Source organism: Methanobrevibacter sp., assembly GCA_022775905.1.
GTDB lineage: Archaea > Methanobacteriota > Methanobacteria > Methanobacteriales > Methanobacteriaceae > Methanocatella.
In genome coordinates this window covers 25,980-39,279 of the sequence record JALFJX010000024.1, presented here as the reverse complement: position 1 = coordinate 39,279, position 13,300 = coordinate 25,980, and the positions used below count along the sequence as shown (strand labels likewise).

Annotated in this window: 12 protein-coding genes; 10 read left to right on the top strand and 2 right to left on the bottom strand. The window is 35.3% G+C overall.

Going from position 1 to position 13,300, the window contains the following annotated elements; all coding sequences use genetic code 11:
• Positions 1–128: 128 nt before the first annotated feature.
• The 4 genes from MR875_06915 (at position 129) to MR875_06900 (ending at position 5,356) form a co-directional block, all read left to right on the top strand.
• Positions 129–695, top strand: a complete 567-nt coding sequence (locus MR875_06915) for an FmdE family protein (GenBank protein MCI6994566.1) — start codon at positions 129–131, stop codon at positions 693–695.
• A gap of 379 nt (positions 696–1,074) precedes the next feature.
• A complete protein-coding gene (locus MR875_06910) occupies positions 1,075–1,878 on the top strand; it encodes a formate/nitrite transporter family protein (GenBank protein MCI6994565.1) in 804 nt (267 codons plus the stop codon).
• A gap of 89 nt (positions 1,879–1,967) precedes the next feature.
• Positions 1,968–4,133, top strand: coding sequence for a formate dehydrogenase subunit alpha (gene fdhF, locus MR875_06905; protein ID MCI6994564.1), 2,166 nt, complete (start codon positions 1,968–1,970; stop codon positions 4,131–4,133).
• Positions 4,134–4,150: 17 nt separating this feature from the next.
• Positions 4,151–5,356 carry a Coenzyme F420 hydrogenase/dehydrogenase, beta subunit C-terminal domain gene (locus MR875_06900; protein ID MCI6994563.1) on the top strand — a complete coding sequence of 402 codons (1,206 nt, stop codon included), beginning with the start codon at positions 4,151–4,153 and terminating at the stop codon, positions 5,354–5,356.
• 89 nt (positions 5,357–5,445) lie between these two features.
• Here the strand turns inward: MR875_06900 and moaA are convergent, their stop codons facing one another.
• Positions 5,446–6,381, bottom strand: coding sequence for a GTP 3',8-cyclase MoaA (moaA, locus tag MR875_06895; protein MCI6994562.1), 936 nt, complete (start codon positions 6,379–6,381; stop codon positions 5,446–5,448).
• A gap of 4 nt (positions 6,382–6,385) precedes the next feature.
• A complete protein-coding gene (gene mobB / locus MR875_06890) occupies positions 6,386–7,420 on the bottom strand; it encodes a molybdopterin-guanine dinucleotide biosynthesis protein B (GenBank protein ID MCI6994561.1) in 1,035 nt (344 codons plus the stop codon).
• Positions 7,421–7,826: 406 nt separating this feature from the next.
• On the opposite strand from mobB, the gene MR875_06885 reads away from it, so the two are divergent.
• From MR875_06885 to MR875_06860, 6 genes are read left to right on the top strand one after another with little or no spacing between them, the layout of a single operon-like run.
• A complete protein-coding gene (locus tag MR875_06885) occupies positions 7,827–8,288 on the top strand; it encodes a 4Fe-4S binding protein (protein MCI6994560.1) in 462 nt (153 codons plus the stop codon).
• Position 8,289: 1 nt separating this feature from the next.
• The gene (locus MR875_06880) at positions 8,290–9,387 is read left to right on the top strand and encodes a 4Fe-4S binding protein (protein ID MCI6994559.1); all 1,098 of its coding nucleotides are present in this window, start codon (positions 8,290–8,292) and stop codon (positions 9,385–9,387) included.
• 8 nt (positions 9,388–9,395) lie between these two features.
• Complete coding sequence (locus tag MR875_06875) at positions 9,396–9,626, top strand: 4Fe-4S binding protein (protein ID MCI6994558.1); 231 nt, start codon at positions 9,396–9,398, stop codon at positions 9,624–9,626.
• 13 nt (positions 9,627–9,639) lie between these two features.
• Positions 9,640–10,209, top strand: coding sequence for a formylmethanofuran dehydrogenase (locus tag MR875_06870; protein MCI6994557.1), 570 nt, complete (start codon positions 9,640–9,642; stop codon positions 10,207–10,209).
• Positions 10,199–11,575, top strand: coding sequence for a formylmethanofuran dehydrogenase subunit B (locus MR875_06865; GenBank protein MCI6994556.1), 1,377 nt, complete (start codon positions 10,199–10,201; stop codon positions 11,573–11,575). The genes MR875_06870 and MR875_06865 overlap by 11 nt, the downstream gene beginning before the upstream one ends.
• Positions 11,576–11,581: 6 nt before the next feature.
• Entirely contained in the window at positions 11,582–13,300 is a 1,719-nt protein-coding gene (locus tag MR875_06860) for a formylmethanofuran dehydrogenase subunit A (protein MCI6994555.1), read from the top strand.

The following is a 13,300-nucleotide window of genomic DNA, read 5'->3' as shown; positions in this document are numbered from 1 at the left end:
TTTATATTTGATCGCATCGATTTCTTCAATTTTTATTTTATCTCCCTCAATGTTGTAGTTATATTACTATTCCTTAAGTTATATAATATATTATATTATAATATAACATATTGACGAGGTGAAAAAATATGAATATTGAAGATTATGATGAACAATTGCAAAAAGCTGTTGAGTTCCATGGTGAACTTTGTGGTGGTATAGCTATTGGAACAAAACTTGGTATGTATGGTCTTGAACTTTTGGGCATGGAACTGAACAAGAGGCATAAGAATTTAATTGTAATTTTGGAAAGTGAAAGATGTACTTCAGATGGTATTCAGGCTGTAACTAAATGCAGTATTGGTAAAAGATCTTTAAAGTTAGTCTATTATGGAAGATTTGCAGCTACTTTTATGAATATGGATACTGGTGAAGCATATAGAGTTTCCGATGCTGATGCAAATATAAAAGATAAACCTAAGGAAACAAGGGAAGAAATGGTTAAAAGATTCAGGGAAACTCCTGCTGAAGAATTGTTCAATGTTGAAAAAGTTAAAGTCAGACCATTCAAAGAAGCTCAGCAACCAGGAGGAAAACATACTACTTCCTGGTGTAGTGTCTGTGGTGAAAAAATTACAGATGATTACCATTTAATTAGGGCAGGTAAACCTATTTGTGAATCATGTGCTAATGAATCATATTATGAAGTCATCTAAAAATGACTTCCTACTTACTTTTTTTACAAAATGTAAAATTATAATTCCACTTAAAATCATTTAAAAATTATTTTATAAATTTAAATCACGCTATTTTAAATTTCCATCGATTTTATAATTATTATATTAAAATTAATAATTATATAATCTAAAATAAATAAAAAAGAGTTTTACCACGATGTTAATAACATTCATCATGATTTATCATTAAGATTATTCTGATATTCTTTATATTTAAATATTTCTTTTATTTTCTAATGACAAATCCTTTATATATTAAACCAGTAATATAGAACCATAATACTATGAAACATCTTATATGTGGAATTCATCAAGTATTATAAAATTAATTTATAAAGGGAATAAAGAGGTTGATAAAATGAGTTCATTTAAAAGTCCAGTAGATACTGCAAAAGCAATATCTAAAACAGCTGGAGCAAAAGACTCTGCAAATATTGTTAATGTAATATTACTCTCCTTTTTAGCAGGAGCATATATTGCATTTGGTGGATTATTAGCTGTAGTAGCAAGCGCAGGCATGTTAAAAGCTGGTGCTCCACTCGGTTTAGAAAAATTCGTATTTGGTGCAGTGTTCCCTGTAGGTTTAATTATTGTTGTACTTGCAGGATCTGAATTATTCACTGGAAATGTTATGTTTATGACAATTGGTGTTTTAGACGGTTCCGCTTCTGTTGGCGGTCTCGCTAAAAACTGGGTTATCAGTTGGATTTTCAACTTTGTTGGTGCTTTATTCGTTGCATACGTTTTAGCATTCATGGGTGGTATCTGTCCTACTGACGCAACCGCACCTGCTTACGCTATTTCTGCTAAAGCTATTGCAGTAGCAGAAGGTAAAGTAACTATGCCATTCACCGTTGCTATGATTAAAGCTATCGGTTGTAACTGGTTAGTATGTTTAGCAGTATGGTTAGCTAACGCATCTGATGATATCATCGGTAAAATCGTTGGTATTTGGTTCCCAATTATGGCTTTCGTTACCATCGGATTTGAGCACAGTGTTGCAAACATGTGTTTCATCCCATTAGGTATGTTCTTAGGAGCTAAAGGTGTAACTTGGTCTACTATTATTGTAAACAACTTAATCCCAGTTACTATTGGTAACATTATTGGTGGAGGACTCTTTGTAGCTTGTATTTACTGGTACACTTACCTTAAAGAATAAGCTCGTTATGAACTTTAAAGAAGCTTATAATTTAAGCTTCTTTTAAATTTTAAATATTTTAAAAAGATATATATTTTGGAGATTATAAAATGGTTGAAATTAAATATGTTCCAACAATCTGTCCATACTGTGGTACTGGTTGTGGACTCAATTTCGTTGTAAAAGACGGAAAAATTGTTGGTGTAGAACCTTTAAAAAGAAGCCCTGTAAACGAGGGTAAAGTATGTCCAAAAGGAAACTTTGGATACCAATTTATTAATAGGGAAGACAGATTAACTACTCCTTTAATAAAAGAAAACGGTGAATTTAGAGAAGCATCTTGGGATGAAGCATTAGACCTTGTTGCTAACAAACTCAAAGAAGTATCTGACGAAGATCCTAACAAAGTAGGATTCTATGCATGTGCTCGTTCACCTAACGAAAACATTTACATTACTCAAAAATTAGCAAGAGTAGCTTGTGGAACCCAAAACGTAGACCACTGTGCACGTATCTGTCACGGACCTACTGTAGCAGGTTTAGCAAACACCTTCGGATCAGGTGCTATGACCAACGGATTCGACAGTATTAAAGAAGCTGATTACATCTTCTGTATTGGATCCAACAACATGGAAGCTCACCCATTATTCGGACGTAAAATAATCCAAGCTAAACAAAACGGTGCTAAATTAGTAGTATTGGACCCAAGATTCACTCCTACTGCTAAAATTGCAGACGAATATGTTCAATTTGAAACTGGTACTGACGTAGCTTTAATGAACGCTATGATTAAAGTCATCATCGACAAAGACTTGCAAGATGATGAGTTTATTGCAAACAGAACCAAAGGTTTCGAAGAAATGAAAGAAACCGTCCAAAAATACACTTTAGACAAAGTTTCCGAAATTACTGGTATCAAACCTGAAACTATTGAACACTTAGCTGTAGAATACGCATCTGCTGAAAAAGCAGCTATCGTATACTCCTTAGGTATTACTGAACACTCCCACGGTGCAGACAACGTAATGTCCACTGCAAACCTCGCAATGTTAACTGGTAATATCGGAAGAGAAGGTACTGGAGTAAACCCATTAAGAGGACAAAACAACGTACAAGGTGCTTGTGATATGGGTGCATTACCTTCAGATTACGTAGGTTACAGAAAAGTTAAAGATCCTGAAACCACTGCATGGTTCAACGACTACTACAGTGCTGAAGGTTACGAAGTAAACTTACCAACCACTCCTGGTTTAACCTTAGTTGAAATGATGAACGCAGCTCACGCTGGTGACTTAAAAGTATTATACATCCACGGGGAAGACCCTGTACTCTCCGATGCTGACGTACAACACACCAAAGAAGCACTCGCAAACTTAGAAATGTTAGTTGTTCAAGAATGTTTCTTAACTGATACTGCACAATGTGCTGATGTTGTATTACCTGCAGCAGGTTGGGGTGAACAAGAAGGTACTTTCACCAGTGGTGAAAGAAGAGTACAATGCTTACACAAAGCTCAAGAACCACCTGAAGGCGCATGGTTAGATTGGAAAATCATGGAAGAAATCGCAGTTAGAATGGGCGTACCTAGATCCATCTTCCACTACGAAACTTCTGAAGATATCTTCAACGAAATCAGAGAATGTGCTCCTATCATGGCAGGTATGAACCGTGAAAGATTAGACACTCCTGAAGCTCTCCACTGGCCTTGTCCTTCTGAAGACGACCCATGTCAACCATTAATGCACAAAGAAAAATTCGCTCACCCTGACGGATTAGGAATTTTCCAAGCATTAGAACACAAAGGACCTGTTGAAACTGTAGATGAAGAATACCCATTACTCTTAACTACTACTAGAGTATTATTCCACTATCACGCTGCAATGACCAGAAGATGTGAAACCTTAAGTAATGAGGTAAAAACCGGATTCATCGAAATCAACACTAAAGATGCTGAAGCAAGAGGAATTATTAATGGTGAAGTTGTAAAAGCTTACTCCAGAAGAGGAGAAATTGCAATTCCTGCACGTGTAACTGATGACATCAGAGAAGGTATTGTAAACATCCCAATGCACTTTGTAGAATGTGCTGCAAACGTATTAACTAACTCCGATTCTTTCGACCCTAAATCTAAAATGGTTGAATTAAAAGCTTGTGCTATTAACGTAGAAAAACTCCCTGAAGTATTAGAAATGAAAGGAGAAGTCTACAAAAATGGTACCGACACTGAAATTAAAGCTGAAAACATGGCTACTACCACCATTAAAGTAGGTAAATAAACAAGGAGTAGATTTAAATGAGCGCAAAAATTAACGATATGTACTACGCATACTCTGCTATCGAAGATATCAAAGAAAAAGGAGAGTACGGTGGAGTAGTAACCACTATCATGAAATACTTATTAGAAGAAGGCATCGTTGACGGTGTTGTCGGTGTAACCGAAGGTCACGATATGTATGATGGTGTACCTATTCTCGTAACCGATCCTGCAGATGTAATTAAAACCGCTGGTTCCGTACACTGTGGTACTTTAAACATTGCTAAATTTGTATCCAAATACTTAGATGGTGCAAGATATATGAAACTCGCAGTTGCATGTAAACCTTGTGATGCAATGACCATCAGAGAATTAATGAAAAAAGGAAAAATCATCGAAGACAACGTTATTATGATTGGTGTAAACTGTGGAGGTACTTTCTCCCCTGTACCAACTATGAACATGATTAGAGATGTATACGAATTAGATCCTAAAGATGTTGTTAAAGAAGAAATTTCCAAAGGAAAACTCATTATGGAAACCGCTGACGGTGAAAAAGGAATCGCTATCGGTGAATTAGAAGCACAAGGATTAGGTAGAAGAGAAAACTGTCAAAGATGTAATCTTAAAATCCCTTCCAACGCTGATATGGCTTTAGGTAACTGGGGAGTAATTGGACCTTTAGCAGGTAAAGCAACTTTCGTTGAAGTATTCACCGAAAAAGGTGCTGACGCTTTAGGAAAAGTTATCGATGCTGGTTTAATCGCTACCGAAGAACCTCTCGAAAAGGGAATCAAAATCAGAGAAAACATTAACAACTTCATGCTCAAAGAGTCCCAAGAGAAAAAAGAAGTTGACTACGCAGGTACTACTGGAGATATTATTGATGTATTCCACATGTATGAAGATGAATTCTCCAAATGTATGAAATGTTACGGTTGCCGCGAAGCATGTCCATTATGTTTCTGTGAAGACTGCTGTCTCGAAACTGAAGGTCCTGAATGGGTACCTGGTGGATACACTCCTGCAGCTCCTTTCTTCCACTTAACTCGTTTAGTACACATGGTCGACGCATGTACCAACTGTGGACAATGTTCCGAAGTATGTCCATGTGAAATCCCTGTAGCTAAAGTATGGAGTACTGTAAACAACAAAGTAAGAGAAATCTACGGATACATCCCAGGTATGGGCACTGACGAACCTCTCCCATTCACTGACCACGTATCCAAAGCTAAATGGATTTAAGGGTTCTCCCCTTTATCCATTTATTATTTTTTTACTCATTTAATATAACAATGTTATATTCTTCTTTTAAAAAAATATAAAAAAGAGAATTAATCCTCTTTATTGAATGGTTCACGATTATTAATTCCATTTAAAAATAGTTCTACAAGTTCTTCTTCACTTTCGCCATTTCTTATATGTGAAATTATTTCTACAAGATTATCGTTTCTAAGTAAGCAAGGTTTAATTTTTCCATCAGGGGTTATCCTTAATCTGGAGCAACTTGCGCAGAATTTAGCGTTATCAACTGGTCTAACTATCTCGATTTCTCCACCATCAATGTAAAATTTTCTACGCCCTTGCATAAATTTACGTTCATGTACTTTATCAGCTATATCAGTTAATTTATTTTCAAGAGATTCCAATGGATAGTGGTGTTCAATTGTGAATTCGTCGTCTTCACAGTTTTCACTTTCTATTAATTCTATCAACTGAAGGATAATTCCATGTTCTTTACAGAATTCGAACATGTCTTTTATTTCATGTTCATTAATATCTTTCATTATTACCATGTTGATTTTAACAGGATATAATCCAACTTCAACAGCTTTTAGGATTCCTGCCTTTGCCTGGTTTAGATAATCCATGTTTGTTACATATTTGTATGTGTCTCTGTTTAATGTATCTAAACTAACATTGACTCTATCTAGTCCTGCATCTTTAAGACCTTGAGCATACTTTTCAAGTAATACTCCATTGGTTGTTAATGAAATATCTTTAAAATCAAGGCTTGCGATTTTTTCAACAATTTCCACAATGTCTTTTCTAACTAATGGATCTCCACCTGAAAGTCTCATTCTTTTAACGCCAATTTTTTTAGCTATTTTACTTATTGTGTATAATTCATCAGGTGTCATTTCTTCCTTTGATGAAACCATTCCATCGTGATGACAGTAAATGCAGTTTTCATTGCATCTATTTGTTATTGTGATTCTTAGTGAAAGGATAGGTCTTTCAAATTTATCTTTAACTACATTTTCTAACATGATATCATTCTTCCACTTTGATTTTTAATTCTGTAATTTTTTCATTGGTTTTTAAGGAATTTATAATTGCAAAAATAGTTTCTTTCAAGATTCCTTGTGTGAATTTATTAATTTCAACATTATGGTCATTTGTTTTAAGTTCAATTTCAGCATTTTCTAATTTATTATTTTCAATATTTGAAATTGCTATGTCAATTGTCTTGACGTTGTCTTCGGTTTTTATGGAATTGATCATTCCTTTTATTGAGTTTGCAACAATATTTTCTGTAAAGTGGTTTATATCCAAATTCTTGTCATTAATTAAAATTGTGCATTTTGCATCAATTGGTTTTTCAGAGGATTCACCAGGGATTATTAACTCAATATTTGCTATGCTTTCAACATTATATTCATCAAGATTTAAGGTATTAATCACACCAAGCACATTTTGTTTTAAATAATCGCTTACAAATCTGTTTAATCCAACTACTTTACCATCAATTGACAAGTAACTGTGAACTTTATCTAACTGATCAACGGTTAGGTTTCCTTTACGAATTTCAGATGCGATAGTTTCTCCATTGTTAAAACCACAGTTGTTTGCAAATAATGTATCTACAATGTCATGTGACCTTTCTTCAATAAGATCCACCAATTCTTTTAAACCATCATAATCAATGGTAAATGAATCTACTTCTTTTATTGTGTATTCATCAACTACATCGGGGGATGTTGCAATTTTTGAGTAGTTGTATCTTTTAAATCCTTCTATGACAACGAAATCAACGATATCCATATGTTTTATTAAAAATAGTAATCTATTCAAATCCATTTCTTTTCTCACATTGAAGAAAGTTGTTGAGCCAATACCAACAACCACATTGGATCCGGCCTGTTTATGTTTCCAGGTATCGGTATTCTCTTTATCCATTTCCATAGTGTGGTGGGAATGCTTAATTGATGCTACATTGTAGCCTCTTTTTGTAAGTTCTTCAATAACTTTTACAGTTAATGAAGTTTTTCCAGTATTTTTTCTTCCGACTATAGATACTATTTTCATAATATTCTCCCCTTATAATATTATATATTGTAAGTGGTATTAATTAAGAATTTCTAAATGATTTATGTGTAGTTACTACACATTTTAGGTTAACAAAAAAATTATGGGTTATTTTTCTTAATTTTGTAATACTTTTTATTATTATTTTTATTACTAATTTTTGTTATTTTTGATACTTTTTTGGGTATTTACGTATTATTATTAATTAATTTTTATTAATTTAAAATATTTACTTTTATTTTATTCTATAATTCTCATTTATATTTTATTTTATTATTTAAAGAGCGTATATTAATTTTTGTTAAAAAAATTGTGTAGTATTCCCATAGTAGTATATAAGTATTGTGTCTTAAATCTAGTAAGCAACTATATTTATATAAAGAAACATATGTGTAATCATTACACATTGGTGGTTCAAATGCCAAAACATATTGCGTCTGGTTTAAAATATATTGCAGCAGTCAAATTAAAAATGGCTGGTAGAAGTCATCAAGAAATTGCTGATGAGTTAGGCGTTGATAGATCTACTATTTCACACTACTTGAATGGTAGAAACTTGTCTTGGAACTCAATTGATGTTGCAAGGACAATCATCGACTTATCTCCCAGAGATTTTTTAATGATGACAGAGGCAATATTTCATAATCCAGAACAGAGTCGTAAAATTGTGAATATTTGCAGAGAAAGAAATTTTGAAGCAAAAGTAGAAGATTCTTGTATTGGTTGCGGCTTATGTGTAAATGCATGCACTATGAAGGCAATTAAATTAGTTTCATTGCAAGCGCATGCAGACTCCATGCAATGTTGTGGTTGTCAGCTTTGTGAAGATGAATGCCCAACTAATTCGATAAAAATTTTGGAGATTTAATATGATTAGAAATTTAAAAGAGGTTAAAGACAATAACTTTGACATTACAAGGTCTGCTGATGAAGTAAGAAACTTGTCATTCAATGACCATGTTTGTTTAGGTTGTGGGATTTGTGAATCTACTTGTCCTGTAGAAGCAATTACATTAAATGCAGTTGCTATCGATGCTCGTCACAGACTTTCTAACGACATCTACTTCAGTGGACACGAAAAGATTGCTCAAAACTTCCATGAAGACTTTGATGTTCAAAGAGTAAGCATTGACGAAAGTAAATGTGTATTATGTGGTATGTGCAGTGGATTATGTCCTGTAGATGCATTAGTATTAACTATTGACGGCACACCAATTAAAGAAATTGAAGCATATCCTCATTACAACGCTTTCTCAGAAATTGATGATGATGAATGTATCTACTGTAAAAGATGTGAAATCGCATGTCCTCGTGATGCAATCGTTATTGACAGAGTTTTACCAGACCGTGCTGATTTAGTAACTGGTGAAATCGATGTTGATGAAGACGAATGTATTTACTGTGGTGTATGTGAAGAATTATGTCCTGCAGAAGCAATCATCGTTGATCACGAAACTGGTAAAGAATCCATTGTTATTGATAAAGATGCTTGTGTATATTGTCTCGTATGTAAAAAATCCTGCCCTACCAACGCTATTAAAGCAATTTGTAGAGCATGTAACTACGGAGAATATGATTTAGATCCTTCAAAAGCAGCTGTTAAAGGTAACTCCATTATCGACTCTGACCTTTGTGTCTACTGTGGATGGTGTGAAGGCGTATGTCCTACCGATGCTGCAAAAGTTAAAAAACCATTTGAAGGTAGTATTGAAGTTGATGATGAAAAATGTCAAGCTTGTGGTGCTTGTGTAGATATCTGTCAATGTAATGCTTTAGCATTCCCTGTATCTACTGGTCCTGGTTCCAGAATGGCACACGTTGTTGCTTACAGTGATTACTGTGTAAAATGTAAAGCATGTGCAAAAGCATGTCCTAACGATGCTATTACTGTAAAAAGAACTGAAGTTGACCACACTCCTATTAACTCCGCTACTTGGAAAGAAGCTTTAGACGCTATTAAAGATTAGGTGATAGGATGGAACTTAAAGTAAATCAAGATAATTGTTTAGGATGCGGTATTTGTGTTATCGCATGTCCTGTTAATGCAGCTATCAGTCCAGAAAATGCTGGTGGTAATGGTGCAAAGACCGAAGAAGTTGTTATGATGGTCGAAAACGGATTTATCAAACTCTTCAGTCCTGAAAAATGTGAATTGTGTGGAACATGTCAAATGTTTTGCCCAGTAAATGCTATATGGTTAGAATAAGGGGGATTATATAATGCATTACGCTAATACTTATTTAGAAAAACCTGTAGTACCTGATGTAAAAATTACTGGTGAAGGAACTACTGATGTTCTTAAATGTATGTTAAACACTGGATCTGACATCTACCAAGGTGCTTGTAAAAAAAGAGGATCCACTTTAAAAGAAGAATATAAAAACGTATCTGGTACCTGTTACATGGACCCTAGGGACATGGCTAAATTAGGTGTAAACAACTGGGATACTGTTCTTGTAAAAACCGATTTCGGTGAAGTTGTTGTAAACTGTGCTGTATCAAGAGATGCACCTCACGAAGGTACTGTATTCATTTGTAAAGGTCCATGGGCTAACACTATTGTAAGCCACGATACCTACTGTTGTTCCGACCCTACTTACAAAGGTATTAAATGTACTGTAGAAAAAACTGATAGAAAAGTATTACTCATGGCTGACTTAATGAGATGGGTGTACAAAAAATACGTTGATGAAGAAGATGATGATGTTGTTGAAAACATGGAATCTTTAGGTGAATTACCTGTTTATCACGGACGTAAATGGGAGGAGTTGATTGATCATGACTTATGAACCACCTGTAACTGATTACGATCACATTGTTGAAAATTGTACTTGTGCATTCTGTGGTTGTAACTGTGACGATTTAGATTACTTAGTAAAAGATAATCACGTTGTTGCTGTAAGACACGCATGCAGATTAGGAGCAAGTAAAATCATGGAAGATATGGACCAAAGATTACTTGTGCCTATGGTTAGGGATGAAAACGGAGAACTCAAAGAAGTTGACTGGGATACTGCTTTAGACACTGCTGCTGAATACATTGCAAACTCAATTAGGCCTGTATTCTACGGTTGGTCTGAAACTTCTACTGAATGTATGAAAGAAGGTGTAGCATTAGGTGAGTACATCGGTGCTGTATTAGATAACCAAGCTACTATCTGTCACGGTCCTTCTCTCCAAGCTGTACAAAACGCAGGTTACCCTATCCAAACTTTAGGGGAAGTTCAAAACAGAGCTGATATGATTGTTTACTCTGGAAGTAATGCTATGAACTCTCACCCTAGACACTTAGCTAGATACGCTGCTTTCTGTCGTGGATACTTCAGACAAAGAGGAAGATTCGACAGAACTGTTGTAACTATGGATCCTAAATTCTCAGATACTGCAAAATGTTCTGATAAATGGATTGGATTCGAACAAAACGGGGACTACGGTTTCTACAACGCTATTAGAGCTGTACTCAGAGGAAAAGAATTATACCAAGATGTAATTTCTGGAATTCCTAAAGAAGATATTTACGAATTAGCAGAAGAAATGAAACAAGCTGAATTTGGTGTTCTCTTCTTCGGTTTAGGTTTAACCCACACTTTATCAAAACAAAGAAACATTGATATTGCTATTAAAATGGTACAAGACTTAAACAAATACAGTAAATGGGGACTCACTCCTATGAGAGGTCACTTTAACGTAAACGGATTCAACATCTTCATGGCATTTGAATGTGGATTCGCTTTCGGTGTTGACTACTGTAGAGGATACCCAAGATATATGTTAGGTGAAACCAACACTATCGATTTATTAGTCAGAAAAGAACCTGACTGTTTCATGGTTATTGCAGCGGACCCTGGTGCTCACTTCCCTAATGGAGCAAACCAACACTTAGCTAACATTCCTGTTATCCAAATCGATATTCACTGGGGACCTTCCACCGAACTCGCTGACGTAGTATTACCAGGTTCATTCATTGCTGTTGAATGTGCTGGTACAAGTTACCGTATGGATGGAGTTCCTATATACATGAAAAAAGCAATCGACAAACCTGAAACTTGTCGTGACGACGAATGGATTGTCCGTGAATTGAAAGAAAGAGTAATGAAACTCAGAGAAGAGCCTAACGTAGCTCCAAAATTCGTACCAAATCCAAACGCATTATAAGGTGATATAATGGAATATATTCTTAAAAATGGTATTGTCTACGACCCAGCTAATGAAATTAACGGTGAGAAAAAAGACGTTATGTTCAAAGATGGTATTATTGTAGATGATGTATCTGCAGATGCTAAAGTCTTAGACGTTACCGATAAAATAGTCATGCCAGCAGGTATTGACCCTCACGCTCACGTTGCAGGTCCAAAACTTGTAGTCGGAAGATTATACAGGCCTGAAGATTCCAGAAGAGGTGTTACTCAAAAAACTAAAGTATTAAGATCTGAATCTGGATTCTCTATCCCAAGTTGTCCTGCAACTGGTTACAGATACTCAAGATTAGGTTACGGTACTGTTGTTGAAGCAGCTATGCCGCCTCTTGAAGCAAAACACACTCACGAAGAAATTGCAACTATTCCTCAATTAGACATTCCAGCTTTACCATTATTCGGTAACAACTGGTTTGTAATGGAATACGCAAAAGATAACAATATTGAAGACATTGCAGCATTTGTATCTGCATGGTTAAAAATCTCAAAAGGTTACGGAATTAAAATCGTAAACCCATGTGGAAGTGAAGCATGGGGTTGGGGTATGAACGTACATGGTATTAACGATAAAGCACCATACTTTGACGTAACTTCTAAAGAAGTTGTTATTGCTTTAGCAAAAGCTAACGAAATGTTAAACTTACCTCACTCTATCCACATTCACCCTAATGACTTAGGACACCCTGGAAACGTACCTACTACTCTCGAAACCATGGAAGCAGTAAAAGGTATCAAAAAAGGTTCAGGCGCTGCTGATGTCAGAGATCAAATTATGCACCTTTGTCACTTACAATTCCACTCTTACACTGGTAACAGTTGGAAAGATGCTGCATCTGGTGCTGAAGAAGTTGCTAAATACATTAACAAAAACGACCACGTTACTTGTGATGTAGGACAAGTTACTTTTGATGAAACTACTACCATGACTGCTGACGCTCCTATGGAATACGACTTATTCAAATTATCTGGTTTAAAATGGACCAACAAAGATATTGAATGTGAAACCGCAGCAGGTATTATTCCATGTATTTACTCAGCTAAAAACCCTGTTAACACTTTACAATGGGCTATTGGTCTTGAATTGTTCTTACACATTGATGACCCATGGAAAGTATGTTTAACCACTGACCACCCTAACGCAGGTCCATTCACTAGATATCCTAGAATTATCTCTTGGTTAATGAGTAACCAAAGAAGAATGGAAATGATTGAAAACAGAGAAGTTCACAAATGGGCAGAAAAAAGAACCACCCTTGCAACTCTCGACAGAGAATACGATTTCTACGATATTGCAACTATTACAAGATCTGCTCCTGCTAAAATCTACGGATTCCAAGACAGAGGTGCACTCACCCCTGGTTACAGAGCAGACATTGCTGTATATGACATAAATCCTAATGAAATTGACCCATCCAGACAAGCTGCTGAAATCGAAAAAGGTTTCGATATTGCTCAATACACTATTAAAGATGGTCAAATCTTAGTAAAAGACAAAGAAATTGTAAAAGTTAAAGAAAGTCAAAACATTTGGGTTAACGTAAAAGGTTGGGAACAAAACGAGCAAAAAGTTATCGACAACATTATGCCGTTCTTCACTCAATATTACTCAGTCAAATGGGAAAACTACCCAGTACACGATCACTACGTATCCAACCCAATTAGAGTAGACGTTGAAGGTAAATAG

Coding starts and splice junctions, on each gene's coding strand:
- MR875_06915 (MCI6994566.1), top strand. CDS start 129: ATGAATATTGAAGATTATGATGAACAATTGCAAAAAGCTGTTGAGTTC.
- MR875_06910 (MCI6994565.1), top strand. CDS start 1,075: ATGAGTTCATTTAAAAGTCCAGTAGATACTGCAAAAGCAATATCTAAA.
- fdhF (MCI6994564.1), top strand. CDS start 1,968: ATGGTTGAAATTAAATATGTTCCAACAATCTGTCCATACTGTGGTACT.
- MR875_06900 (MCI6994563.1), top strand. CDS start 4,151: ATGAGCGCAAAAATTAACGATATGTACTACGCATACTCTGCTATCGAA.
- moaA (MCI6994562.1), bottom strand. CDS start 6,381: ATGTTAGAAAATGTAGTTAAAGATAAATTTGAAAGACCTATCCTTTCA.
- mobB (MCI6994561.1), bottom strand. CDS start 7,420: ATGAAAATAGTATCTATAGTCGGAAGAAAAAATACTGGAAAAACTTCA.
- MR875_06880 (MCI6994559.1), top strand. CDS start 8,290: ATGATTAGAAATTTAAAAGAGGTTAAAGACAATAACTTTGACATTACA.
- MR875_06875 (MCI6994558.1), top strand. CDS start 9,396: ATGGAACTTAAAGTAAATCAAGATAATTGTTTAGGATGCGGTATTTGT.
- MR875_06870 (MCI6994557.1), top strand. CDS start 9,640: ATGCATTACGCTAATACTTATTTAGAAAAACCTGTAGTACCTGATGTA.
- MR875_06865 (MCI6994556.1), top strand. CDS start 10,199: ATGACTTATGAACCACCTGTAACTGATTACGATCACATTGTTGAAAAT.